The 24,774-nt window shown below is 29.7% G+C and carries 21 protein-coding genes, 2 pseudogenes and 1 riboswitch; of the genes and pseudogenes, 7 read left to right on the forward strand and 16 right to left on the reverse strand.

All coding sequences use genetic code 11. The annotated features are described in order from the left end of the window. Positions 1 to 111: 111 nt before the first annotated feature. Both CAMP18498_RS02430 and CAMP18498_RS02435 read left to right on the forward strand, forming a co-directional pair. Positions 112 to 520: pseudogene (locus CAMP18498_RS02430) on the forward strand (NapC/NirT family cytochrome c). Between the two features lie 16 nt (positions 521 to 536). Continuing rightward, positions 537 to 2,353: pseudogene (locus CAMP18498_RS02435) on the forward strand (ammonia-forming cytochrome c nitrite reductase subunit c552). Between the two features lie 27 nt (positions 2,354 to 2,380). Here CAMP18498_RS02435 and thiC read toward each other — a convergent pair. From thiC to rpe, 3 genes are all read right to left on the reverse strand, one after another. After that, a complete protein-coding gene (gene thiC, locus CAMP18498_RS02440; protein ID WP_337197274.1) occupies positions 2,381 to 3,679 on the reverse strand; it encodes a phosphomethylpyrimidine synthase ThiC in 1,299 nt (432 codons plus the stop codon). A 45-nt stretch (positions 3,680 to 3,724) separates the two neighbouring features. Beyond that, a riboswitch (TPP riboswitch) is annotated at positions 3,725 to 3,828 on the reverse strand. A 32-nt stretch (positions 3,829 to 3,860) separates the two neighbouring features. Further along, on the reverse strand, positions 3,861 to 4,625 hold the full coding sequence (locus CAMP18498_RS02445; RefSeq protein ID WP_337197276.1) for a 3'-5' exonuclease: 765 nt from the start codon (positions 4,623 to 4,625) through the stop codon (positions 3,861 to 3,863). Next, positions 4,622 to 5,269: a ribulose-phosphate 3-epimerase gene (gene rpe / locus CAMP18498_RS02450; protein WP_337197278.1), complete on the reverse strand. Its 648-nt coding sequence runs from the start codon at positions 5,267 to 5,269 to the stop codon at positions 4,622 to 4,624. The genes CAMP18498_RS02445 and rpe overlap by 4 nt, the downstream gene beginning before the upstream one ends. 142 nt (positions 5,270 to 5,411) lie before the next feature. Here rpe and rpmB point away from each other — a divergent pair, with 142 nt between their 5' ends. The 4 genes from rpmB to CAMP18498_RS02470 are packed head-to-tail and all read left to right on the forward strand — an operon-like array spanning position 5,412 to position 8,184. Beyond that, positions 5,412 to 5,606, forward strand: a complete 195-nt coding sequence (gene rpmB, locus CAMP18498_RS02455; protein ID WP_012661734.1) for a 50S ribosomal protein L28 — start codon at positions 5,412 to 5,414, stop codon at positions 5,604 to 5,606. Positions 5,607 to 5,631: 25 nt separating this feature from the next. Next, a complete protein-coding gene (locus CAMP18498_RS02460; protein ID WP_337197280.1) occupies positions 5,632 to 6,759 on the forward strand; it encodes a potassium channel family protein in 1,128 nt (375 codons plus the stop codon). A gap of 47 nt (positions 6,760 to 6,806) precedes the next feature. Next, on the forward strand, positions 6,807 to 7,022 hold the full coding sequence (locus tag CAMP18498_RS02465; protein WP_039664223.1) for a YdcH family protein: 216 nt from the start codon (positions 6,807 to 6,809) through the stop codon (positions 7,020 to 7,022). Between the two features lie 34 nt (positions 7,023 to 7,056). Beyond that, the gene (locus CAMP18498_RS02470; protein WP_337197282.1) at positions 7,057 to 8,184 is read left to right on the forward strand and encodes a methyl-accepting chemotaxis protein; all 1,128 of its coding nucleotides are present in this window, start codon (positions 7,057 to 7,059) and stop codon (positions 8,182 to 8,184) included. A 9-nt stretch (positions 8,185 to 8,193) separates the two neighbouring features. On the opposite strand, the gene CAMP18498_RS02475 is transcribed toward CAMP18498_RS02470, so the two are convergent. The 3 genes from CAMP18498_RS02475 to groES all read right to left on the reverse strand — a co-directional run bounded on the left by CAMP18498_RS02475 (position 8,194) and on the right by groES (position 10,791). Next, positions 8,194 to 8,763: an NUDIX domain-containing protein gene (locus tag CAMP18498_RS02475; RefSeq protein ID WP_337197283.1), complete on the reverse strand. Its 570-nt coding sequence runs from the start codon at positions 8,761 to 8,763 to the stop codon at positions 8,194 to 8,196. Between the two features lie 116 nt (positions 8,764 to 8,879). Further along, positions 8,880 to 10,517: a chaperonin GroEL gene (gene groL / locus CAMP18498_RS02480; protein WP_337197285.1), complete on the reverse strand. Its 1,638-nt coding sequence runs from the start codon at positions 10,515 to 10,517 to the stop codon at positions 8,880 to 8,882. A gap of 13 nt (positions 10,518 to 10,530) precedes the next feature. Continuing rightward, positions 10,531 to 10,791, reverse strand: a complete 261-nt coding sequence (groES, locus tag CAMP18498_RS02485) for a co-chaperone GroES (protein WP_039664227.1) — start codon at positions 10,789 to 10,791, stop codon at positions 10,531 to 10,533. 162 nt (positions 10,792 to 10,953) lie between these two features. On the opposite strand from groES, the gene CAMP18498_RS02490 reads away from it, so the two are divergent. Then, positions 10,954 to 13,497, forward strand: a complete 2,544-nt coding sequence (locus CAMP18498_RS02490; protein ID WP_337197287.1) for a hypothetical protein — start codon at positions 10,954 to 10,956, stop codon at positions 13,495 to 13,497. A 30-nt stretch (positions 13,498 to 13,527) separates the two neighbouring features. On the opposite strand, the gene hpf is transcribed toward CAMP18498_RS02490, so the two are convergent. The 10 genes from hpf to CAMP18498_RS02540 all read right to left on the reverse strand — a co-directional run bounded on the left by hpf (position 13,528) and on the right by CAMP18498_RS02540 (position 24,774). Beyond that, the gene (gene hpf / locus CAMP18498_RS02495) at positions 13,528 to 14,046 is read right to left on the reverse strand and encodes a ribosome hibernation-promoting factor, HPF/YfiA family (protein WP_337197289.1); all 519 of its coding nucleotides are present in this window, start codon (positions 14,044 to 14,046) and stop codon (positions 13,528 to 13,530) included. A gap of 78 nt (positions 14,047 to 14,124) precedes the next feature. Then, complete coding sequence (locus tag CAMP18498_RS02500) at positions 14,125 to 14,805, reverse strand: endonuclease III domain-containing protein (protein WP_337197291.1); 681 nt, start codon at positions 14,803 to 14,805, stop codon at positions 14,125 to 14,127. Beyond that, positions 14,802 to 17,741, reverse strand: a complete 2,940-nt coding sequence (locus CAMP18498_RS02505; RefSeq protein ID WP_337197293.1) for a DEAD/DEAH box helicase — start codon at positions 17,739 to 17,741, stop codon at positions 14,802 to 14,804. Before CAMP18498_RS02505 ends, CAMP18498_RS02500 begins: the two co-directional genes overlap by 4 nt. Beyond that, positions 17,731 to 18,135, reverse strand: a complete 405-nt coding sequence (locus tag CAMP18498_RS02510; RefSeq protein WP_337197294.1) for a bactofilin family protein — start codon at positions 18,133 to 18,135, stop codon at positions 17,731 to 17,733. Before CAMP18498_RS02510 ends, CAMP18498_RS02505 begins: the two co-directional genes overlap by 11 nt. Next, entirely contained in the window at positions 18,063 to 18,974 is a 912-nt protein-coding gene (locus CAMP18498_RS02515; protein WP_337197379.1) for a M23 family metallopeptidase, read from the reverse strand. Before CAMP18498_RS02515 ends, CAMP18498_RS02510 begins: the two co-directional genes overlap by 73 nt. Further along, positions 18,961 to 20,130: a Mur ligase family protein gene (locus CAMP18498_RS02520; RefSeq protein ID WP_337197296.1), complete on the reverse strand. Its 1,170-nt coding sequence runs from the start codon at positions 20,128 to 20,130 to the stop codon at positions 18,961 to 18,963. The genes CAMP18498_RS02515 and CAMP18498_RS02520 overlap by 14 nt, the downstream gene beginning before the upstream one ends. Before the next feature lies 1 nt (position 20,131). Beyond that, positions 20,132 to 21,499 (reverse strand): hypothetical protein, encoded by a 1,368-nt coding sequence (locus CAMP18498_RS02525; protein ID WP_337197297.1) that lies wholly within the window; start codon positions 21,497 to 21,499, stop codon positions 20,132 to 20,134. Position 21,500: 1 nt separating this feature from the next. Beyond that, on the reverse strand, positions 21,501 to 21,998 hold the full coding sequence (gene lptE / locus CAMP18498_RS02530; RefSeq protein WP_039668573.1) for an LPS assembly lipoprotein LptE: 498 nt from the start codon (positions 21,996 to 21,998) through the stop codon (positions 21,501 to 21,503). After that, a complete protein-coding gene (gene leuS, locus CAMP18498_RS02535; protein WP_337197299.1) occupies positions 21,995 to 24,424 on the reverse strand; it encodes a leucine--tRNA ligase in 2,430 nt (809 codons plus the stop codon). The genes lptE and leuS overlap by 4 nt, the downstream gene beginning before the upstream one ends. 8 nt (positions 24,425 to 24,432) lie before the next feature. After that, entirely contained in the window at positions 24,433 to 24,774 is a 342-nt protein-coding gene (locus CAMP18498_RS02540) for a DUF6394 family protein (RefSeq protein ID WP_039618681.1), read from the reverse strand.

Genomic DNA, 24,774 nt, shown 5'->3' on the forward strand with positions numbered 1-24,774 from the left:
ACTTAAGTTCTTGTAACTTAAACTTCATTCAAAGGAGAGACTTTGAATGAAGCAAACTCAAAACTTTTTGCTGTTTTCCTCTTCTTACTTGTAATTTTAGCGGGCGTGGGAATGTATACTTTCCATAATGCTAAAGGCACTTCTTATTTTAGTGATGCCAGTGAAAGCTGTAATAATTGTCACATTATGAACGATGTTTATAATGATTATTTAAAAGCTTCACACTCTAAAGAAGTTGATGGTAAACCAAGAGCAACCTGTAATGATTGCCATTTACCACATAGATTGCTAAAGCTCAAAGTGGCTTAGGACATGCTTATGCATTTACTTTCAAACTTAATTCTTTACCTACGCATTTAAGTGCAAATGCAAAAAGTAAAGAAATAGTCCAAAATAACTGTATAGAATGTCACAAAGAAATTGCGAGAACACTATCAACCCTACTCTAGATCCACATAAAGATAATGCTTTAAGTTGTGTGTCTTGTCATCAAAGTGTTGGCCATAAGAGAGGATTTTAAATGAAAGGAGTATTTAATAAATAACAAAGGCATTTTATATAGTGCTATTAGTGCTACTATAGTAACTATTGCGGGCGTATTGTGGTTAAATCAAGATATCACAGCCAAAACAAACGATTCAGTAGGTGGGATCATTTCTCAAGAAATCGTAAAACTCGGCGATGAAAATCCTACTTTTGACTACTGGGGAAAGAATTTTCCTGATTATTTAGACATGCATACAGCAGTGGAAAAACAAGCACCTAATGCAACAGAATTTGGTGGAAATTTAGCTTATTCAAAACTAATTCGCTATCCACAATTAACTGTTCTTTGGGCTGGCTATCCATTTAGTATTGATGCTGATGAAGAAAGAGGTCACTTTTGGGTCCAAGTAGATCAAATGGATACAGCTAGAAACAATAAAGATTTCTTGAACGCACACGGTTTTGCAGGATTTGGTGGTCAACCAACAGCTTGTATGAATTGTCATAGCGGATGGATCCCTTGGCTTTTAAACAACACTGCAAAAGGTGATTGGGTAGCATTTAACTCTGCAAAATATTGGACTATGGTAAAACTATCCCAGCTGTAAATGGAGCTAAAGAAAACTCACCTGAGCACAGTGGATCTCATGGCGAAAAAAGAATGGGTGTAACATGCGCAGATTGCTATAACCCAACAGATATGAGTTTAAGACTTACAAGACCAGCTTTAATCAAAGCATTAATTTCAAGAGGTTATGAAGCAGATGAAAAACAAGGCATTAAAGCTTCAAGAAGTGAAATGAGAACTTTAGTATGCTCTCAATATCACGTTGAATACTACTTCAAACCAACAGGCACCAAAGTAAAAACTATCGGAGAAAATATAGCTAATGATAGTTCTAAAAAATGGTGGAATGGTACTCAGAAAACTTATGATGAGTTTGATTCTTGGAGAGATGGTAATAAGCCGGTTGAAATCGAAGTAGATGGTATAGAACTGGCATTTCCTTGGAGTGAGTGGAAAAAAGGTGAACCATTTAGAATAGAAATGTTTGATGATTATTACGAAAAAAATAGAGAAAATTTCCCAAGTGATTGGGTTCATAAAATCACCAAAGCACCTATGCTAAAAATTCAACACCCAGAAAGCGAACTTTATAGTGGCGGTGTACATACTGCAAATGGAGTAAGTTGTGCAGATTGCCATATGCCTTACATTAGAAAAGGTGCAAAAAAAGTTACTAACCACAACATCACATCACCTTTAGTTGATATCAACTCAGCTTGTAAAACTTGCCATACTCAAAGCGAAGGCTATTTAGCTAAACAAGTAAAAGATATTCAAAATTCAGTAGCTCATGATTTAAGAACAGCTGAATATTCTTTAGTAAACTTGATTAAAGATGTAGAAACTATTCGTGCAGAGCTTGGAAAAATGCCTAAATTCCAAACTGATGGCAAAGCAAATGATGCTAAAATTTCAGCTGAATTAAAAGAAGTATTAGAACTACATAGAAAATCTCAAGTAAGAGTAGACTTTATAGGTGCTGAAAACTCAACAGGATTCGACAATCCTAGAGAAGCTTCAAGAATGCTTTTACAATCAGTTGATATGTCAAGACAAGGACAAACTAAATTAGTAGAAATTGCAGCCAAAAATGGCATTAAAGATTTCAAAACTTCAAATTTAGGTTTTGAAGATATTCAAAAATTAAATCCAGGTGAAATTCGCTATAAAGTAGATCTAAATGGCAACAAAGCAGGTGATCGCTACTATGAACATCAAGAAGTAAATGGTAATCCACCAGCAAAACTTCTTGAAGATGATAAAAATCTAAAACCTTATAATTATAAAGTGATAGATTAATCAAAATAAACCCTCATAATCGAGGGTTTATTCTTTTATCAAACTTACATCCTCGCCTTTTAAAATTTTATTCATAGTATTCATAGCACACATTTTTCCACACATTGAACAAGAATTAAGCTCATCAGGTTTTCTTTCATTAAACATTTTTTTAGCCTTTTCTCCATCGATTGCTAATTTAAACATTTTTTCCCAATCAATATCTTGTCTAGCTTTACTCATTACATCATCTATTTTTCTTTCTTTAGGAAGTTTGGCTATATCTCCTGCATGAGCTGCTATTTTAGTCGCTATTATACCATCTCTTACATCTTCTAAATTTGGAAGTCTTAAATGTTCAGCAGGGGTTACATAGCAAAGTATATCAGCACCAGCTGCTGCTGCAACTGCTCCGCCGATTGCCCCACTTATATGATCATATCCTGCACCTATATCAGTAACTAATGGTCCTAAGACATAAAAAGGTGCGCCGTTACAAATTCTTTTTTCAAGTTGCATATTAGCTTCTATTTCATTAATAGCCATATGACCAGGTCCTTCTATCATCACTTGCACATCTTGAGCCCATGCTCTTTTAGTTAATAACGAAAGTTCGATAAGTTCAGCAATTTGAGCTCCATCACTTGCATCATGAGTACAACCAGGTCTTAGTGCATCGCCCAAAGAAAGTGTCACATCAAATTCCTTACATATAGCAAGCAAATCATCATAATATTCATAGAATGGATTTTCAGCATCATTCATTTGCATCCAAGCATAAAGAACTGATCCTCCTCTTGAAACTATATTAGTAATCCTATCGCACTCTTTAAAAACCCTAGCAGCACGAGAATTTATCCCTGCATGAATTGTCATAAAATCCACTCCACTTTTAGCATGATGATATACTACATCTAAAAAATCTTTTGCCTTAATATTTTTTAAATCTTTTTCTAAAAATCCAACCGCATCATAAACAGGTACAGTGCCTATCATAGCTTTTGAAGTAGCAATTAACTCATCTCTAAAACGACTAGTTTTACCATAATTACTAAGATCCATAATAGCTTCTATATTAAATTTATGAGCCAATTCTACTTTTTTCATTTCTTCGCTATAATCTACACAATCATTTGAAACACCTAAATTTACATTTACTTTTGTTTTAAGTCCATAGCCAATACCATTTGGGTCTAGTGCTTTATGGTTGATATTTGCAGGAATGATAATTTTTCCACATGTTATATTTTCAAGCAAAAAATCTTCACTTACTTGCTCTTTTTGTGCAACAATTTGCATTTGTTTTGTGAAAATTCCTTCTTTTGCATAAGACATTTGAGTTTTCATTTAAATTTATCCTTAAAATAAAATTTGGATAAATGAAGGGTATGTGAGTAGTTGATAAATTATCCCAACGCTAGCATTACCTAGTTCTGGTGCGGTCTAAGCTTTTAGCTTACTCTCAGCCTGTATCACAAGCTCCCGTCATTTATGCAAAGCAAGTATAGCAATAAATACAAAACAGAATTTATTTTTTTATTTGATTTTTAGCTTGCTTGCTAAAATGTAACAATTCTTCGGTAGTTTTTATATAAAAAGGAATTTTTTTAAGACAGTATTTTAAAATTTCACTTGCAGCTAAAGCATCACTTAAGGCTCTATGATGTTTACTTTCAATACACAAAAACTCTTTTAGCGCATCAAGACCGTATTTTGGACTTTCAATACACTTTTTAGCTAAATCAATAGTGCATAATCTTCTATTTAAAAGCACCCCAAAATCATTTTCATACATAGCTTTAGATATAAAATGATAATCAAAGCGCACATTATGTGCTACAAAAATACTATCTTTTAAAAACAATTTAAAATCATTTAACACAGTTTTTAAAGAAGGTGCATTTTCTACCATATCCAAACTAATCCCAGTTAATTCTGTAATATTTTCAGGTATGCTTTCTACTTTTATAAAACTCTCAAATCTATCAATTTCTTTATAATTTTGAATTTTAACCGCACCTATTTCTAAAATTTGACCACTTTTTATCCCACCAGTGCTTTCAATATCTACTACACAAAAAATCTCATCTTTTATTTTTGTATTTTTACTTTTTAAGCACAAGCAATTTTGCGCATTAAGCTCCGCTCCTATTCCTAAAAGCTCAAAAATATATAAATCAAACTCATAATGATTTAATTCTTCTATTTTTGCAAGTTCTTTTAAAACCCAAGGAAAAGGTTTGTTTTCTTTGCTTAGCTTGATGATTAAATCATCGATTTGTTGTTGACTCAAAATTCAAGCTTTAAAGAATTGATTGCTGTTTTTTTATCTTGTGAGGAAAAGATATAACTACCTGCGACCAAAATATCAGCTCCTGCTTCATCTAAATCAGGCGCATTTAAACCATTTACCCCACCATCTACTTCTATAAAAACTTTAAGATTTTTCCTATCTATCATTTCCCTTAACTGTCTAATTTTATCATACACTAAAGGTAAAAAACTTTGCCCACCAAAGCCTGGATTAACACTCATTAAAAGCACCATATCTACAAATTCTAAAATATGCTCTATACTTGAAACTGGAGCATGTGGGTTTAAAACAATGGCCGGATGAATACTATTTTTTCTTATATATTCACACACCCTAATAGGATGACTTTCAGCTTCTAAATGAAAACTGATAAATTTTGGCTTTATTGGGATAAATAAATCTACAAAACTACCAACATTATGCACCATTAAATGCACATCTAAAGGTACTGAAGTAATTTTTGAAATATTTTCAATCACACAAGGACCAAAAGTAAGATTTGGTACAAAATGTCCATCCATCACATCAATGTGCAACAAATCAGCCCCTGCTACACACACATCTTTAATCTCATTTTCCAAATTTAAAAAATTTGCAGACAATAAACTTGGCGCTACATACATTTTATACCTCCAATAAAAGTAAAAAATAATTTTATCATACTTATTATCAAATTTTCTTTATGTATTTTTGATAATATTTGATTTTTTTAAGCTTGTTTTAGATACAATGCTAAAAATTATTTTTATTTCATAAGGAAAATTTATGTCAAGAATTTGCCAAATTACAGGAAAAGGACCTATGGTAGGTAACAATGTTAGCCATGCTAACAATAAAACAAAAAGACGCTTTTTGCCAAATTTAAGAACAGTTCGTATTACTTTAGAAGATGGAACTACTAGAAAAGTTAGAGTTGCTGCTTCAACTTTAAGAACACTTAAAAAGCAAAGTAGTAAATAATCCTTAATGCAAATGAGGAATTACTATGTCTTTTTTAAAAAAGCTACAAAAATTCCTCAATTGGTCTCCCTCTCCAAAACCTTCAATTAATCTCAATGATGAGCTTTATGAGCAACTTAAATTTTTAAGAATTCCTCTTATTGCCGTTGTTGTTATGACATTAATTGGGGCTTTTGGCTATATACTCACAAGTAATTACAACCTTAACGATGCTATTTATCAAGCCGGTATGACTTTTACCACTTTGGGTTATACTGAAGTTAATCCCATACCAACAGCGGGTAGAATTTTTACTGTTGTATATGTACTATTAACTTTTACAATATTTACTTTTTGTATGGGTTTAGTAATAGAAATAGTAAAAAAAGGTGTTTTGTCTAAAATCATCAAGGAAAGAAGAATGCTGCATAAAGTTGCAAGATTAAAAAATCATTTTGTAATATGCTACCATAATGATTTTACCATAGAATTGGCACAGCAATTTAGAGAAAATCATATTCCTTTTGTTGTGGTTGATGAAGTTGAAAATTTCAGCGAGATTGCTGAAAAATATAATTATCCTTATTATATAGAAAGCGCACCTCATACTAACACAGCCTTTTTAAAAACAAATCTTTCTAGCGCAAAAGGCGTAATAACCCTTAGTAATAACATAGCAGATAATATTGCTATCATTGCCTCAGTAAGATTATTTGAAAAAGAACTACAAAGAATTAATCCTTATTTTATACTAGCTAGTTCAAGCAACGAAGATGAAACAGAAAAACTTAAAAAACTTGGAGCAAATTCTATTGTTTCTGCTACAAAATTAGTCGCACAAAGACTTAGTGCGATGTCAGCAAGACCAGATATGGAAAATTTATTAGAAAATTATCTTTATAAAAAAAATAGCCCTATTGATTTAGAAGAGGTTAAAATTCCTGATGAATCGTGGGTGAGATTTAAAAGATTAAAAGAAATTCATTTAAGAGATATGGCAAACGTAAGTATAGTAGGAATTTTAGAAAATAAAAAATTCACACCTATGCCAAGAGGTGACACTTTAATAGGTACTGGAGCAAAATTATTAATCGTAGGTACAGCAGATAGCATAAAAATAGCCAAAAAGATTATAAAAAACAAGCAAAAACCCGATGAGTTAAAATATATTTAACTTATTTTAAGCTATAATCAAATATTAATTTTAAAAAGGAGGCTTATATGCTACATGAATTTAGAGATTTAATTACTGAGCTAAAAGGTAAAGACATGCACTTTGATAAATTGTTTGAAGAGCACAATAAACTTGATCACAAAATCAAAGACGCAGAAGAAGGTAGAATTCATCTAGATAGCTTGGAAATTGCAAATCTTAAAAAAGAAAAACTAAGATTAAAAGATGAGTTAAACACTTATTTATCAAATTATAAAAAATAATTTCTTTCTAATTCTAAACTTTCAAGGAAAAACTATGTTTGGAAAAAAAAGTCAATCAAAACAAGACTTTGAAGATTTACAAAATAAAATCAAAGAACTAGAAGAAGAAAGCAAAAAACTTCTTTTAGAAAAACAAGAATTAATCGAAAAATACGAAAAGCAACTTCAAGAAGATTGTGGGAAAACTGCACTTGAAACTCGTCTTTTAAAGATGTTATTAACTGGAGTGTTAAAAGGCATTTCAAATGTACAAGGCGATATGCAAGAAAATGTAAATAAAGCTGAAATGATTTCCCAGTATTCTGACTCATCATTAAAAGATATGCAAGAATTAAATGCAATTACGCATTCAATTATATCTTCACTTCAAAGCATTATTGAATCAGCTAACCGTTCAAGAGATACAGCGGATAATTTACACCGCAGTGTTGATGAAATCACTAATGTTATTAACTTAATCAAAGATGTATCTGATCAAACTAATCTTTTAGCACTAAATGCCGCAATTGAAGCTGCTAGAGCAGGAGAACACGGCAGAGGCTTTGCTGTTGTTGCCGATGAAGTTAGAAAACTTGCTGAAAAAACACAAAAAGCGACCTCTGAAGTAGAATTAAATATTAATCTATTAAAACAAAATGCAGATGAAATGTATGGACAAAGTGAACAAGTAGAAAAAGTATCATTAGAATCAAATGAACATATTATAAAATTCTCTAGTAATTTTGCTCAATTAATCTCTAATGCAAATTCAACTAGCTCGCACGCTAAACGTATTGCTTCTGAAATTTTTGTTTCCTTAGCAAAATTAGATCATGTTGCTTTTAAATTAAATGGTTATAATGAAATCATTCATGCTTCAGGTAAAGCACTCTCTGATCATTTAAGTTGTAGACTTGCAAAATGGATTGCAGGTGTGGGCAAAAAAAGATTTTCTAGTGGAAGAGCTTTTGGTAAGTTAAATTTACCACACCAAAAGGTGCATGAAAATATCAACCAAGCTGTTGCCTTGGCACATAATGAAAATACAGGCAATGAATTAGTTCAAAATCAAATTCTAGATAAATGCTCAAATGCTGAAAAAGCCTCTGAAGATTTATTTGTAATCTTTAAAGAAATGCTTGATGAAAAAGACCCAAACATTGAAAATAAAGAAGAAAAATAAAAGGTAAGATTAATTCTTACCTTTAAACCACAAATACGCATATTCAAGTAAAGGGGTTTTGATAGGATTTTCTTTAGAAAATTTTTCAAAGTCTTTTCTTTTTATCCATACTGCTTGAATATCCTCTCCATCAATTCCACCACCATGACCAGTTTTATCATCTTCGGTAATTTCAGCATAAAATAAAAACTGTCTACTTACACCTGAACCAAAACCTGTATAAAACTCTCCTATTTTTTCTACAACCCTAGGAACATAACCTAGCTCTTCAATACATTCTTCTTTAGCTATTTCGTCTAAACTCAAATTTTTATCAACAAGTCCTGAACAAAGCTCTATGCTAAATCCCATCTCATCTAATTTTAAATCATTACGTTTTTGATAATCCCATAAAGGAATTCTAAATTGTTTTACAAAGACAAAAGAATCTTTTTGAGTATGATATAAAAAAACAGAAACACTATCTAATGCTTCTATAAAATCCCAAGTATATTTTTTATTATCTTTGCCTATATAAGTATATCTTTTAGGTTTAATGTATTTTGAGTTGGAAAATCGCTCTTCTTGTAAGTTTTTCATGTAAAATCCTTATAATTTTACATCTATTATAACAAAAATAAAAATCAGTGCAGAAAAATAAAAAAGAGTGAGTTGCTTTATATAAAAAGCAACTCAAAAGCAGCAGAAAGATGGTATTACATCATACCTCCCATACCTCCCATACCACCCATGCCACTCATATCAGGCATAGCAGGTTTATCCTCTTTGATTTCACTAATTGTAGCTTCAGTTGTTAAAAGCATACTAGCTACTGAAACTGCATTAAGTAAAGCCACTCTTTCTACTTTAACAGGATCAATAATACCGCTTTCAAGCATATTTACATATTCACCTTTTGCAGCATCAAAACCAGTATTTTCTTCTTTACTATTTTCTACTGTATTTACAACCACGCCAGCATCAAATCCAGCATTTTCAGCAATTTGTCTTAAAGGTGCTCTTAAAGCTCTTTCTACAATAGCTGCACCAATAGCCTCATCACCTTGTAAATTCAAGCTGATTTTTGATTTTGCTTTGATTAATGCAGCTCCACCGCCTATTACTATACCTTCTTCAACAGCAGCTTTTGTGGCACTTAATGCATCATCAACTCTATCTTTTTTCTCTTTCATTTCAGTTTCAGTTGCAGCACCAACTTTAATCACCGCTACACCACCGCTTAACTTAGCTAGTCTTTCTTGTAGTTTTTCTCTATCATAATCTGAGCTTGTTTCAGCAATTTGAGCTTTGATTTGGTTAATTCTTGCATCAATATTTGCTTTCTCACCTGCTCCATTTACAATAGTTGTATTATCTTTATCAATAATCACGCTTGAAGCTTGACCTAAATCTTGGATACTAGCACTTTCTAAAGTTCTTCCAAGCTCTTCAGAAATCACTTCACCACCTGTTAAAATAGCGATATCTTCAAGCATAGCTTTTCTTCTATCGCCAAATCCAGGAGCTTTAACTGCTGAAATATTTAAAACACCTCTTAATTTATTTACAACTAAAGTTGCTAAAGCTTCACCTTCAATGTCTTCAGCTATAATTAAAAGTGGTTTTCCTGTTTTTTGAATTTGCTCTAAAATTGGTAATAAATCTTTTAAATTAACAATTTTTTTATCAAATAACAAAATAAATGGATTTTGCAATTCAGCTGTCATTTTTTCAGTATTTGTAATGAAATATGGGCTTAAATAACCTCTATCAAATTGCATACCTTCAACTACATTTAATTCATCATTGATTGATTTTGCTTCTTCAACAGTGATAACACCATCTTTTCCAACTTTTTCCATAGCATCAGCGATTAAATTTCCGATTTTCTCATCTGAATTTGCAGAAATTGTCGCAACTTGAGCTATTTCTTTTTTATCTTTAACTTCACGAGAAAGTTTTTTAAGTTCAGCTACTATAGCTTCGCAAGCTTTATCCATACCTCTTTTAACTTCGATAGGATTAGCACCTGCTGTGATATTTCTTAAACCTTCTTTAAAAATAGCATGCGCTAAAACTGTTGCTGTTGTTGTTCCATCACCTGCTTGATCAGCTGTTTTGCTAGCTACTTCTCTAACTAAAGAAGCACCCATATTTTCTAAAGAATCTTTTAATTCTACTTCTTTAGCCACACTCACACCATCTTTTGTGATAGTAGGAGCACCAAAACTTTTTTGGATTAATACATTACGACCGCGTGGTCCCATAGTAACTTTTACTGCGTCATTAAGTTTTTTAACACCTTCATAAAGTTTATTTCTTGCTTCATCTGAAAAAAATATTTCTTTTGCCATTTTTTATCCTTTTTTATTTAATAATCCCTAAAACATCTTCAACATTAAGAACTAAATACTCTTCATTATCAAGTTTAATTTCAGTCCCACCGTATTTTGCAAACATTACTTTATCACTTACTTTAATATCTTCTATTTCTTTACTTACTGCAACAACTTCACCATTTAATGGTTTTTCTTTAGCATTATCTGGTATAATAATCCCAGAAGCAGTAGTTTTCATTTCTTCTAAGCGTTTTACTAAAATACGCTTTCCTAGAGGTTGAAAATTCATTTTTTATCCTTTCTAAAATGTGCTATTTTTAGCACTCTTTGTTTTTGAGTGATAGAATTATACATTAAAGAAAGTTAATTGTCAATAAATTAAGTAAAATATATCATATAAGTTTAGTATATTACACTAAATTTTTATGATATATCATTATAAAGGTTTTTCATGAAAAAAATTCTTTACATTCTTTTAGGCGTAGTGTGCGTGGCATTATTAGCTATATATACATTACTATTTACAAGCATGGGTAATGATTTTTTAAAGCCAAGAATCGAAACGATTATTGCTCAAAAAAGCGGTATGAATGTTAAATTTGAAAATTTTAAAATTAGTTTTTCACAACTTGACATTAAAGCAAATATTGATGATAAATTTTTTGCTAACATAGAAGGTGGTATATCACCTTTAAGACTAGGGTTTGATTTAAACTATCTTTTAGGACTTAAACAAAATTATATTCAAGAACTTGGCTTAAAAAGCGATAAAGATTTTACATTTAAGGGCAATGTTGTAGGTAAAAGTAGCGATTTTTTAGTAAAAGGTAGTGGGTTTTTGTTTGATTCTAATCTTAGTTTAGATGCAAAAATCGTTGATTTTTCTCCTATAAATCTTGAATTTATTGGCAAAAATATAGATTTAGCCCAAATTTTAGATTTTGCTAATCTACCAAGATATGCTCAAGGAAAAATTAGTATTATCAGTGATATACAAGCTAAAGATTTAAAACCAAATGGTAATGCTTTGATTAATTTTTACACAAGTTCTATCAACAATACTCTCATTGAAAAAGATTTTAATCTAAGCCTACCAAAACAAAGCTATATAAAGGGTGAAATAAGATCTTTAATCCAAAACAATGAAGTTATATCTAAAAGTGAAATTTTAAGCAATTTTTTTAAACTTTATACACAAAAAAGTATTTATGATATAACAAAACAAAGCTTAACTAGTGATTTTGACATCAAAATAGATGATTTTAATCAATTTTCATCTCTAGCTAAAATGAAACTCCAAGGTAACAGTCAAATTCAAGGTAATTTACTTTTTGCAAACAATCAATTGCAAAAATTAGATGCTGACTTACTTGGATTTGGTGGTAGCTTAAAAGCTATTTTAGAAAATAATAATCTTAGCATCAACACAACCAATATAGAAGTAGCAGAGCTTTTAAAGACTATCTCTATGCCTGCTTTTATTAATTCTAAATTAGTTTTAGATTTAAAAGCACAAGGGATTGATTTTAAAAATTTCAATCTAAACACTAGGTTAAATAATGCAAATATAAATGTTATGGAATTTAAAAAACTAAGCAATCTTGATTTTCCAAAAACAAATTTTAACTTGCAGGCTAAAGCAAATGCAAAAAATTCTTTAATTGATTATGAAGCTTTGCTTGATTCAAACATAGTAAAAATACCTCAGCTAAAAGGCTCATATAATCTTACAAATAAAGATTTAAAAGCACAAATTAGTGCTTTTGTAGATAATCTTAATAAATTAAAACCTTTAACTAAGCAAGATCTCAATGGACCTTTAAATTTAGATACCAAAGTTGATCTTAAGGCAAATCAAATTCAAAATCTTGATGCAAATATTAAAATCATGCAAGGGCTTATCAATGCAAAATCTAATGGAAAAAGTTTACAAGCGAAAGTTGATAATATAAAATTAGAGCAACTTTTTCCTTTAATAGGACAAAAAGTTTTAGCTTATGGAGATGTAAATGCTGACATTGATTTAAAAACACTTGATTTTAACAATATTAATGGTGATTTTAAAGCAATCATTAATTCTTCTTTTAATGAAGTAGAATTATCTAAACTTTTAGAAAAAAAATTTCCAAAGAATACTTCAGCAAAAATCAATCTTGATGGAAAAATTTCTAAATCAATCATTGATTTTAATGCTAAAGCTCTAAGTTCATTTGCAAATATTAACTCATTAAAAGGAAAATTTGATCTTAATCAAATGGCTCTAGCAAGCACTTATAATATATCATTGCAAGATTTTTCCAAGCTAGGATTTTTAGTCGATAGAAACTTAAAAGGCAAGGCTGATTTTGAAGGAAAATTTGATTTTAAAAACGCTTTAATAGATGCAAGCGTTAATAGTAAAAATATATTTAATGGCTCATTAAATGCCACTTTAAAAAATAATATTTTTAATGCTAAAATGCAAAATACCGATCTTTCAAATTTAGCTCAAAGTTTAGATTTACCTGATTATTATCAAGCAAAATCAAATTTAAGTATTGACTATAATCTTTTAAAAGAAAGCGGTGTGGTGCTAATGAATTTAGCTGATGGACAACTTAAGAAAAACCTCATCACAAGCGCCTTAATGCTACTTTTACAAAAAGATATCACTCAAGATACATATCGCAATGGTGAAGCCAAAATAAATATCAATAAAAATCTTATAGATTTAAATTTAAACCTAGTGGCCGATAGAAGCAATATAAACATCAGCAAAGGCAAAGTTGATACAAAAAGTACTAAATTAAACATTCCTTTTAATATCGTCATTGATAGAGCAAATTTCAAAGGAATTATAAAAGGAACAACACAAGATCCTAAAGTAAGTCTTGATACAAAAAGTGTTGTAAATTCTATTGTTAATACAATAGGTGGAAATACTAGTGATGGTGCTAAAAATACGGGTAAAAAAGTAGATCAAGCAATAGATAAAATTTTTAACAAACTCTTCTAATAATCTAGCCTTTTTTAAAGGCTAGATTATTTAAAATAAACCAAATTTACCATCTTTTTTCTTATATAGCACTCTCATTTTTGCATCTATGTCATTAAAAACTAAAAATATATCTTTACTTGCTTTTAGTTTTTCCAATGCTTCATCAATTTCCAAAGGTTTATATAATTCAAGTTCCGTTGGAACTATCTCATCCTCTTCAATCACACTTGGTAATACTAAATTTTCTTTTATCTCATCTTGATGTTTATGGGTAATATTTTTATCATGCAATCTTCTTAAAACTTTAGAAATTCTATCAATAGCTAAATCTATAGCAGCGTATAAGTCTTTATCTTTTTGCTTTACAACCACTGTGTTAATACCAGCTAGGTTAATGCTAAATTCAGCCCAAAATCCTTTCTTTCCATGCCTTTCATCAGCACTTATAACACAACGTGCAGAAATCACATCTAAGCCATATTTGCTTAAAGCATCAAAGCTTTTTTCCACATACTCTTTTATAGACTCAGTTAGCTCAAATTGCTTTCCAACTATACTTGTATTCATTACTTCTCCTTTTTATGAAGTTAAATACATTATAGCACTTTAATCGTAAAAAAATAACTTTTTAAATAAAAAATAAATTTAAAATTTTAAAGGATCTAAAATAAGCGCACCATCTGCTGAAAGTTTTTTACCTTGAAAATACATTTTACAAAAAGAAACAATTAAAGCATGAAAAATTTGATAAAGCTCATATAACTTACATTCTTTTTTTAATAAAACACACAATTCTTGTTGATTTTTAGCTATGTCCTTTTTTAAAAAATCTGCCAACTCATCATAACTTTGGTACTCACAGCCTAAATAATTAGCTATTTTTGCACTATAAGCATCAACTACTAAAACTTCTTTTTTACATATATAATTTAAAATTCCATCTGCACTTTCTTGACCCAAGCCTTTAATACCTAAAAGCCATTCTCTATCTACTTCTTCTTTAAAAAGTTCAAAAGAATTAAAATCTTGGAAATATTTTTGAGTGAAATTTTTAATATATTTTGCCTTGGTATTATAAAATCCACTTGGCTTTATTAAAAGTGCTAGATCTTGAGTGTTTAACTTTGATAAATCTTCTATCTTAGTAATATTTGCTTGTTTTAAATTTATCAAAGCTTTTAACACATTTTTCCAGTTTGTATTTTGAGTTAAAACCACAGAAATTAAAATTTCAAACTCGCTTAAAGTATTATTTTCTAGCCACTCAAAATCGTTATAGTTAATATTTGCATTAACTAAAGCTTTAAAAATTTCATATCCGCTCATACTTTTTCACTCTTTCTTAAATGCATCAAAATAGCCTCGATCACATCATCATCGTCTTTACTTTTTGCTTTAATGACTTCTTTGCTCTCATCATCTTTTACAAAACAAATATTTTGCTCATAATTACTCACTAGTTTATAATGCTTGCTAGCTAAAATTTTTATAATGATTAAATTCAAAAACTGCTTTGTGAAGATATCAGGCTTGCCAAAACGATCATTCATCTCACTTTCTATCTCATAAACTTCATTAACACTCATACATTTACTAAGTCTTCTATAAAGTTCTAATCTCAAACGATCTTCACCAATATACTCACTATTTAAAAAGGCATTGATATTAAGCTTTAAATCTATTTTTTTCTCTTTAATTTCTTCTTTTTTGCTTAGCTTATTAATTTCATCTTCTAACATTTTAAGATATAAACTATAACCAATTTGCTCTATATGTCCACTTTGATCCACGCCTAATAAATTTCCACCACCACGAATTTCTAAATCATGATAAGCAAGTACGCTTCCTGAGCCTAAATAAGAATTACTCTCTAAACTCGTAAGTCTTTTTAAAGAATCTTTTGTGATTTTTTCCTTATCTTCAATCAAAAAATAACAATATCCTTGCTTAGCACTACGCCCTACTCTTCCTCTAAGTTGGTGCAAATCAGCCATACCAAAGCGGTCTGAATTTTCCACTATGATAGTGTTTGCATTTGCTAAATCAATACCACTTTCAACTATAGAAGTACAAAGCAATAAGTCATATTCTTTATTTTCAAATTTAATCATTTCTTCTTCAGTAGTTTTAGCATCAATTTTAGAATGCAAGATTAAAATTTTTAAATTCGGAAATAAATCTAAAAGATATTTTTTAGACCCATCAATACTTGCTATATGATTGTGTATATAAAAAATCTGTCCTGCTCTTCTTAATTCTCTTGAAATAGCTTCTTTAATCAAAGCGTCATTACTTTCTCTAACAAAGGTACGCACATCCAAACGATCCTCAGGTGGAGTTTGTAAAACACTATATGATTTTAAAGAACTAAGAGCTTGATTTAAGCTTCTTGGTATAGGCGTTGCTGACATAGATAAAATATGGGAGTTTTTACTTAATTCTTTGAGTTTTTCTTTTTGTTTTACACCAAATTTATGCTCCTCATCTATCACAACTAAACCCAAATTTTCACACTCAACCCCTAAAAGAGAATGCGTTCCTACCACTACACAAGGCTTATTTTCTTTTAAAAATGCCAAAACTTGTTTTTTTTCTTTAGCACTAGTAAAACGATCTAACTTAAAAACATCTATATTAAAAGAGTCAAATCTTCGTTTTAAGGTTTTAAAATGCTGGGCTGAAAGTAAAGTAGTTGGCACAAAAAACAAAGCCGTATAGCCACTTTTTACACAAGTAAATATAGCATTCATAGCAACTTCTGTTTTACCAAAGCCCACATCACCACTTAAAAGCCTATCCATTGCTTGAGAACTTTTTAAATCTTGAGTGATTTCTTGACAAACTTGACTTTGATCTTTAGTATAAAAAAATCCTGCTTTATTGATAAATTCATCTTGTAATTCTTGAGAAATTTTTAATTCTTTTGCTTTTATCAAAGCTCTAGCCGCTGCTAAAGAAACTATATTTGAAGCAATGGCAAATAATTTTTCTTTTAATCTTTCCTTGATTTTTAGAAAACTTCCTTTTCCAAGCTTATCAAGTAAAGGCACTCCACCACTTGCACCGATATATTTATCAATCATATACAAATTTTCAACAGGTAATAAAAGCTTATCGTTATTTAAATACCCAAGAGCGACAAATTCTTTTTTTGCTCCTGCAATTATAATAATCTCAAGACCTAAAAATTTAGCTATACCATAATCTTCATGTACAACAAAATCCCCAACTCTAAGCTCATCTATTACCAAACTTACTTTTCTAACTCTTTTACTTTTTTCTTTTTTATTTAAAGAGATAATAAGCTCATCTTGAGTGATTAGGTTGATTCTTTCTTGAGATATTTTTAATTTAATATTTGAAAATTCTTGTAATTTTAAAGCTTTAAACAAAGCTTCATTTTTTGCCAAAATAGTAATTTTTTTATCTTTGTGAAAGGTGAAAAAATCATGATTATAAGAACTTACTAAATCTTTATAAAATTTTGGTTCAGGTAAAATATTTTGATTGATTTTGCTAATATCTTCTTCAAAATCATTTACATCAAATTTTTTTATGCTTATGAAATTTAAATCTAAATAATCACAAAAATCATCAACACACCAAAATCCTAAAGAATTAACATCATTAATAATACTTTGGCTTTGGAAATTTTGAATTTTTTCTTGTAGATTTTCATATTGCTCTTGATTAAAAGCACTTAAAAATGGACAAATTTCAATTTTTGAAAGTTCATTTGGGATTGATTTTTGTGTATGAATATCAAAATATCTTATGCTTTCTATCTCATCTGAAAAAAGCAAAATTCTAAAAGGTTGTTCTTCGTTAATCGCAAAAATATCTATAATATCCCCGCGTATTGAAACCTCACCCTTATCTTGAACTATATCTACAAACTCATACCCACTATGTAAAATTTCTTCTTTAAATTTCTCTAAAACAAGAAGTGAATTTCTTTTAAGAATAATGTTTTTTAGATGCTTTTTCCCGGGGAGTTTTTGCAAAATTGTTTTTATAGGAGAAATTAAAATTTTATTTTCATCTTCTTTATGATAAGCATTTAAAACTTTACAAATTTCAAAAAGCTCTTTAGAAAAAGAGCGCAAGTCACTACCAAATTCTGCTCTAAAATCAGGTAAAACGAAAGTTTTTAAATTTAAAAATAAACAAACTTGAGCCAACTCATCTGCTTCTTTATCATTCTCACAAACTATTAACTCAGTTTTGTTACTTAATAAATATTCATATAATTTAGCTTGCATTTTCTGAATTTTCTATGCTCACATCAATAGTTGCAAGCTCTTCATCTTTTTCGATTATTTTACTGCTTCCATTAAATTTTCCACCATTTTCAATGCTTAATTGTTTAACTACGATATTACCATTAAGCACACCACCGGATAAAATTTCCAAAGAATCAACTTGCATTTCTCCTTCAAAAATCCCATTAATCACTATCTTACTTGCCTTAACTTTTCCTTTTAAAACACCACTTTTACCTATCACTATCACATTAGAAGAATCAATCACACCTGTAATCTCTCCATCTAAATGAAGCATAGAGTCAAAATAAAATTTTCCTTCTATTTTTGCTCCGTTTGAAATGACTGTAGTTTCGGATACTGTAGCAATAGAGCCTTTATTAAAGATTGCCATGGAACTCTCCTTTCTTTATCAAATATTTGTTCATAATTTTTTCGGTTTAAATCTATAAAAATTTTAGGATCTAAAAGTTTATTAATAAATCTAACCTCATAATGCAAATGTGGTCCCGTAGAAAGACCGGTATTTCCTGTATATCCAAGCAAATCACCTTTTTTTACAAATTGCCCTGCCTTAACAACATCTTTGCGCATCATATGTGCATATACTGTTTTAAAGCCAAAATTATGGATCAAAATCACTGAATAACCATAACCATTATTACTATATGCAGCATATTCAACTACTCCATTTGCCGGTGCATAAATAGGAGTATTTAAAGCTGCTCTTAAATCAATACCTGGATGAAACTCTTTTTTATTTAATATAGGATGATGGCGCCATCCGAAATTACCTGTGATTCCATTATCTTCTATCACATGGCCATTTGGAATTTGTGTTAAAAATAAATAGGCTTGATCGTTAGTAAGCTTAACTTTTTCCAATCTTTCTGGTATATCTAAACCCTCATCTTGCTTTAAACCTAAATTTTCTTCAATATCTGCAAGTTGAGTTTGGAGTTCATCATACAAGGCTGTTTTTTCCTCTAAACTTTTTTGCATACTTTCATTTTGAGAAAATAATTTAGTATTTTTTGCTGACAATGTTTCTTGCTCTTTTAAAAGCTCTGAACGCTTATCTGCTAAATAATTAATATATAAAGCACCCAAAACTATAACAACAAAAACAAAAGTAGTAAAATAAATAATTACTTTTTTTATGATCTGACTTAATAAAAAATGTCTAGAACCATTTACATCTGTGATAGTTAGCGTAAATTTATCTTTCATTATAGCCTCTTAAAAAATTTTCTACCAATACAAAAGAGCCAAAAACTAAATACAACTCATCTTTTTTTATTTGTTCAAATTTTTGATAAGCAATATCTAATTTTTCTAAATTTTCTAGCAAAACAGAGCCTGCTAAAGGTCTGTCTTTGCTTTCATATTCATAAATTTCAACTATTTTTATTATAGGCTTTAAAGCTCTTAAAATTTTATAAGAATCTTTATCTAAAAAGCAATTATAAACTAAATGAACTTTTTTTTCCTTGAAAATTTCAGCTAAAGTTAAAGCTGCCATTTCATTATGGCCTACATCAACAAAAATATTTTGACTTATTTGCTCACACCTTCCTTTTAAATCAAGTTTTGGCAAATTACTAATGCTGCAAATCAATTCTTTTTCATTTTTGGCACAAATTTTAGAAAAAGCTTCTAAGGCTAAAAAAAGATTATCTTTTAAAAAAGTTGCTAAATTATATTTTTGAATATATTTTTGCACATAAGGATAAATAGCCTTGTTTTCATCTAACGCACTAATATCTAAACTAGCTTGTTTTAATTTTGCTATTTTTTGAGCCAAATTTAATACTTTTGTTTCTTGCTTATGATTAATTAAAGCTTTAGCACTCATGGCTTTTAATTTTGTTCTTGCTATTTCATCTAAGTTTTTACCCAATAAATCTTGATGATCAAAACCTATTTTAGTAAAAATACTAAAATCTATCTCAAAAACACTTGTAGCATCGTACTCTCCACCTACTCCAGCTTCTAAAATCACATAATCACAATCTTTAAAAACAAAAAATGCTAAAAATGTAGCATACTCAAAATAGCTAAGTTTTTTCACATCATCTAAAAAAACACTTTCTAATTCTTCGTGTGCTTTTTCTAAAAGCTCATTGCTTGTAATTTTTCCATTTAACCAAAATCTTTCATTAAATTCAAAAATATGTGGACTAGTATAATGTCCTACTTTACATCCTTGCTCTAAGAGTAAAAGCGCTAAAAATCTACCTGTGCTTCCTTTGCCATTAGTGCCAATAATTTGAATATTTTTAGTTTTTGGGATAAATTTTTTATATTTTTCATACATACTAAACATAAAAAATCTACTGATTTTTTGTACATGCATAGTTTTTTGTGAAAGTGTTTGCTGGAATTTCATACTAAGCTTTTTGCATTAATTCTTTTAAAATATCGCCATCTGGAAATTCTTTTTTTTCTATACAAGAAGATGATAAAACAAGTCTAACTACTTCTTCTTTATAAATAAATTTATAATCATCTATAAGCTTCAAAGCTTTTTCCGTAAAGATTTGAGCATCTTCTAAGCTTTTACCCGGAAAAACAATTAAATAAGAACTTTCATCTAAAATCCAAATTTCAGCTAAATTTTTACATAAGTCTTTGAGGATTTTTTTAAACTTCCCACTAATAGTTTTAAAACTATCAATACCATAAGCATTAATAACATGTTCTATATTATTGATTTTAAAGAAAGATAAAGCATAATTAACCGCATAAAGCTTATAATTTTCATCAAGTTTTTTAAGCTCTTGAGCAAGACTCCATTGTTCTCTTTGCTCATCATTGCTTGTAGCTTGAATTTGAGTTTTAATTTGAGCTATTTGCTCGTTTGCATACAAAAGCTTATCTTTTAATGTATCAAAATTAATCTGCACATTACCATTTTCATCTTTAGTTAAAGCATTAATAAATTTCACATCTTCTTGGCTATTATCATAAAGCTTTGAAACCATTTCATTTAGACTTTCTAAATGCTGATTGAAAAAAGAAAGATTTTTTTGTATATAGTATTTATCTATTGCTTCTTTTTTTTGTAGCATCAAACAATATTCATGTGCAAATTCTTTTCTAGCAATCAATCTAGGGTTTTCTTTTAATTTTTGCTTAAATTGCTCTACTTCTTTACTCTCACCAAATAAAGGTTCTAAAGAAGCTAGTAAAAGTTCAGCTTGTTTTTCATAAGAACGTTCTTTTAGCATAGTGATAAGTTTTTCTATTAAAGCATGAAAATCCAAAAAAGCTCGGATATTAAATTCTTCTAATTTTTTTAAGAGTTCTCCATCTTCATAAGATTTTTCAAGTTCTTTCCATTTGGCTCTTAAAAGATATATGGTTTCTAAGTCCATAGCTTGGGATAATCTGTGTTGAGTAATTTGAGCAAGCTCTTTGATTTTTTTATCTTTACTAATACTAAGTTGTTGAATGATTAAGCCAAGCAAAGCATAAACATCTTCATATTTTCTACTTACCTGCCTATTGAGCCTAGAGACTAAAAACATCAAAAACTCATCAATAGTTCGAATGCTCTTTCCTTTTAATTCTTGTTTGTAAGAATCATCTAAAAGATTGGTGTATTTTTCTATTCTAGCTTTATTTGAACTCATCACTCCCGCTTTTTTAGCACACTCTTCAAACACCTCGCTATAATTTTCAGGAGTTGGATATAACTTACGCTCTTTTAGTTTTATCAATGTTTCTTTTGCAATTTCATTGATATGACTTGCCATTTTATTTATAACCCCTAATAGCTATAATAGAAACAAATTCATCAAAAGCTTCACTTGATGCATTTTTAATCGCTTCAAATCTTGCTTGATCACTGATAATAGAGTTTGGATTAATATCAAAATTATAACTTCCTTTAGTATTTACAATTTCTTCCTTGCCATTTTTATAACGCAACACAAACTCCAAATAAAGCTCTGCTTTATAATTAATCACATAACCATTTTTATCATAAACCATAGGATGAAATTCTAATTTTTTCATCGTGACTATAATAGAACTATCTGCATTATACTCATCTGTGATTTTTCTACCAAGCTTATTAAGCATAGCTTCTCTTAGAATATCTGTTATGTAAACACTGTTTTCAGGATCTTGTTTGCTAATATTGATTTTTAAAAATACATTTTCGCCCAAAACTCTACTTGCCATCTGCGAAGAGGGAATATATCCACAAGCTATGATGAAAAAAGCAAAAAACAACACTAGATATTTTTTCATTTAATCACCAAATTTACCAATTTCTTATCAATATAAATTTCTTTTACTATAGTTTTTCCTTCTAGCCATTTTGCAACATTTTCTTTAGCTAAAGCCAAAATTTCATCTTCTTTGGTCTCTGAATTTATTTCAATCTGCGCTCTTTTTTTACCATTAACACTAATAGCTATATTAAAACTATCTTTTACAAAAACTTCATCTTTTATTTTTAATACTTTAAAATTATCACATTTAAATAAATACTCACTAAGTTCAAAACAAACATGAGGGATGATAGGCTCTAAGATATTTAAAATAATATAAAAAGCTTCTTTTGAAACTTCTTTATGATTTATAGCATTTAAGGCATTTAAAGCCTCCATACATGCAGCTATTAAAGTATTAAAGGCAAAGCTTTCTTCATAAACTTCGAAAGATTTTTTCAAAGCTTCATATACTTTTAATCTAGCATATTTTTCTTCTTTATTTAAACTTTGATGATCAATTTCTTGTAATTTTCCACATTCTAAACTCATAGCCTTTTCATAAAGCCTATTGATAAATTTAAACGCACCTTCTAATGCACTATCGTTCCATTCAAGTTCTTTAGCAGGTGGTGCAGCAAACAATATAAACAATCTTGCACTATCTGCTCCATATTTTTCTATAATATAATCAGGATCAACCACATTCCCCTTAGACTTACTCATCTTAGCACCATCTTTAGTGACCATTCCTTGGGTTAAAAGTCTATTAAAAGGCTCATCATCTTTTAAATAACCCAAATCCCTAAGTGCTTTTTGGAAAAATCTAGCATAGAGTAAATGTAATATCGCATGTTCAATCCCACCAATATATTCATCAACACTCATCCAATAATTAACACTTTTTTCATCTACTGCTTTTTCTTGCCATGTTTTATCATCACTTGCAAAACGCGCAAAATACCAAGAACTTTCAAAGAAAGTATCTAAAGTATCGCTTTCCTTTTGTGCTTTTTTACCACATTTTGGACAAACGCACTCTTTCCATGTTTCATGCTTATCAAGCGGATTTCCTTCTCCATTTATCACCACATCTTCAGGCAAGGTAATAGGTAAATTTTCTATTTTTTGAGGAACTATGCCACAAGAATCACACTTAATCATTGGTATAGGAGCACCCCAATACCTTTGTCTAGAAACACCCCAATCACGAATTTTAAAATTGGTAACCTTTTTACCAATACCCAAAGATTCAATTTTTAAACTAATTTTTTCCCTAGCTTCATTGCATTCTAGTTGATCAAATTCGCCACTATTAATTAAAACACCTTCTTTTAAAGTATAACACTGTGTATCATTTTCATCTTTATAAATTACTTTTTTTATAGCCAAATTATAAGTTTTTGCAAACTCATAATCTCTTTCATCATGAGCAGGTACGCTCATAACAGCGCCGCTACCATAATCACTTAAAACAAAATTAGCCACCCATAAAGGAATTTTTTCTTTGCTTAGTGGATGGATTACATAAAGATTTAAAAAATATCCTTCCTTTGGTGCAGCTTGTCTTTGGCGCGGTGTTTGGTTTTGTATATTTTGAATTTTAGCTATAACATCTTGATCTAGTAACTTTTTATCAATTAATTCATTTACTATTTCATGATCAGGCGCTAAAGCAATGTAAGATACTCCATAAATAGTCTCAGCTCTTGTAGTAAAAACATTGATTTTTTTTGCACTGATTTTATCATTTTCTTCTATATCAAAATCAAAACTAAACCCTGTGCTTTTACCTATCCAATTCTCTTGCATAGTTAGAACTTGACTTGGCCATTTTCCTTCTAATTTTTTAAGATCTTGTAATAATTCATCTGCATAAGCGGTAATTTTTACATAATATCCTGGCATTTTTTTTCTAATGACTTCATGCCCACAACGCCAACATTTGCCATCTTCAACTTGCTCATTTGCTAAAACTGTTTTATCATTCTCACACCAATTAACTTCAGCTTCTTTAGTATAAACAAGCCCTTTCTCATACATTTTGATGAAAAATTCTTGCTCAAATTTAGTATATAAAGGATCAGAAGTAGCAAGCATTCTTTTTTTAGAAAAAGAAAAACCCAAAGAAGCAAGCTCATTTTGCATATAATCAATATTTTCATAAGTCCATTTTTTAGGATGGATACCATGTTTAATCGCAGCATTTTCAGCAGGCATACCAAAACTATCAAAACCTATAGGATGTAAGACATTAAAACCTTTTTTTCTATAATATCTAGCCATAGCATCGCCTATACTATAGTTTCTCACATGTCCCATATGAATTCTACCACTTGGGTATGGAAACATAGATAAAATGTATTTTTTTGGTAAAGAAAAATCATCTTTTGGTTCAAAATATTCTTTTTCTTGCCAAATTTTTTGCCATTTTTTTTCTATTTTACCTGCTTCATATGCCATTTTCACTCCTAATTTTCTTCTTGATTTTTTACTGAATCAACTATAACTAAAATCATTGAAAAGATATTAGCTATCAAAGCGCCAATTGCTAAAGTATAAACCATAACATTAGCTTCTGGATTAATTTGTATTAAAGCAAAAGCTGGAATTAAATGCAAATCAGCCACCAAAGAACTAGCAAATAATTCAGCTGCTAAGAAATTTCTAACCCCAATTTTCAATAAAGTAGAAATTAAATTCACACAAGCTGCAATAAATAAAGCAACTTCATTTTGATCATATAAAAATCCTGCGGTTGTAGTTAAGCTCATTAGAGCAAAAAAGATATAAATAACCTTACCCCAATTCAT

The organism is Campylobacter sp. W0066.2 (assembly GCF_024723515.1).
Classification (GTDB): domain Bacteria; phylum Campylobacterota; class Campylobacteria; order Campylobacterales; family Campylobacteraceae; genus Campylobacter_D.

Excerpts from the sequence above, each read along its gene's own strand:
- CAMP18498_RS02505 (WP_337197293.1), bottom strand. The coding sequence starts at position 17,741 with ATGCAAGCTAAATTATATGAATATTTATTAAGTAACAAAACTGAGTTA.
- hpf (WP_337197289.1), bottom strand. The coding sequence starts at position 14,046 with ATGAATACAAGTATAGTTGGAAAGCAATTTGAGCTAACTGAGTCTATA.
- CAMP18498_RS02500 (WP_337197291.1), bottom strand. The coding sequence starts at position 14,805 with ATGAGCGGATATGAAATTTTTAAAGCTTTAGTTAATGCAAATATTAAC.
- groES (WP_039664227.1), bottom strand. The coding sequence starts at position 10,791 with ATGAATTTTCAACCTCTAGGAAAGCGTATTTTAGTAAAACGCTTAGAA.
- rpmB (WP_012661734.1), top strand. The coding sequence starts at position 5,412 with ATGTCAAGAATTTGCCAAATTACAGGAAAAGGACCTATGGTAGGTAAC.
- leuS (WP_337197299.1), bottom strand. The coding sequence starts at position 24,424 with ATGGCATATGAAGCAGGTAAAATAGAAAAAAAATGGCAAAAAATTTGG.
- CAMP18498_RS02470 (WP_337197282.1), top strand. The coding sequence starts at position 7,057 with ATGTTTGGAAAAAAAAGTCAATCAAAACAAGACTTTGAAGATTTACAA.
- CAMP18498_RS02525 (WP_337197297.1), bottom strand. The coding sequence starts at position 21,499 with ATGGCAAGTCATATCAATGAAATTGCAAAAGAAACATTGATAAAACTA.
- CAMP18498_RS02460 (WP_337197280.1), top strand. The coding sequence starts at position 5,632 with ATGTCTTTTTTAAAAAAGCTACAAAAATTCCTCAATTGGTCTCCCTCT.
- CAMP18498_RS02465 (WP_039664223.1), top strand. The coding sequence starts at position 6,807 with ATGCTACATGAATTTAGAGATTTAATTACTGAGCTAAAAGGTAAAGAC.
- CAMP18498_RS02510 (WP_337197294.1), bottom strand. The coding sequence starts at position 18,135 with ATGGCAATCTTTAATAAAGGCTCTATTGCTACAGTATCCGAAACTACA.
- CAMP18498_RS02520 (WP_337197296.1), bottom strand. The coding sequence starts at position 20,130 with ATGAAATTCCAGCAAACACTTTCACAAAAAACTATGCATGTACAAAAA.
- rpe (WP_337197278.1), bottom strand. The coding sequence starts at position 5,269 with ATGTATGTAGCGCCAAGTTTATTGTCTGCAAATTTTTTAAATTTGGAA.
- groL (WP_337197285.1), bottom strand. The coding sequence starts at position 10,517 with ATGGCAAAAGAAATATTTTTTTCAGATGAAGCAAGAAATAAACTTTAT.
- CAMP18498_RS02475 (WP_337197283.1), bottom strand. The coding sequence starts at position 8,763 with ATGAAAAACTTACAAGAAGAGCGATTTTCCAACTCAAAATACATTAAA.
- thiC (WP_337197274.1), bottom strand. The coding sequence starts at position 3,679 with ATGAAAACTCAAATGTCTTATGCAAAAGAAGGAATTTTCACAAAACAA.
- CAMP18498_RS02490 (WP_337197287.1), top strand. The coding sequence starts at position 10,954 with ATGAAAAAAATTCTTTACATTCTTTTAGGCGTAGTGTGCGTGGCATTA.
- CAMP18498_RS02540 (WP_039618681.1), bottom strand. The coding sequence starts at position 24,774 with ATGAATTGGGGTAAGGTTATTTATATCTTTTTTGCTCTAATGAGCTTA.
- lptE (WP_039668573.1), bottom strand. The coding sequence starts at position 21,998 with ATGAAAAAATATCTAGTGTTGTTTTTTGCTTTTTTCATCATAGCTTGT.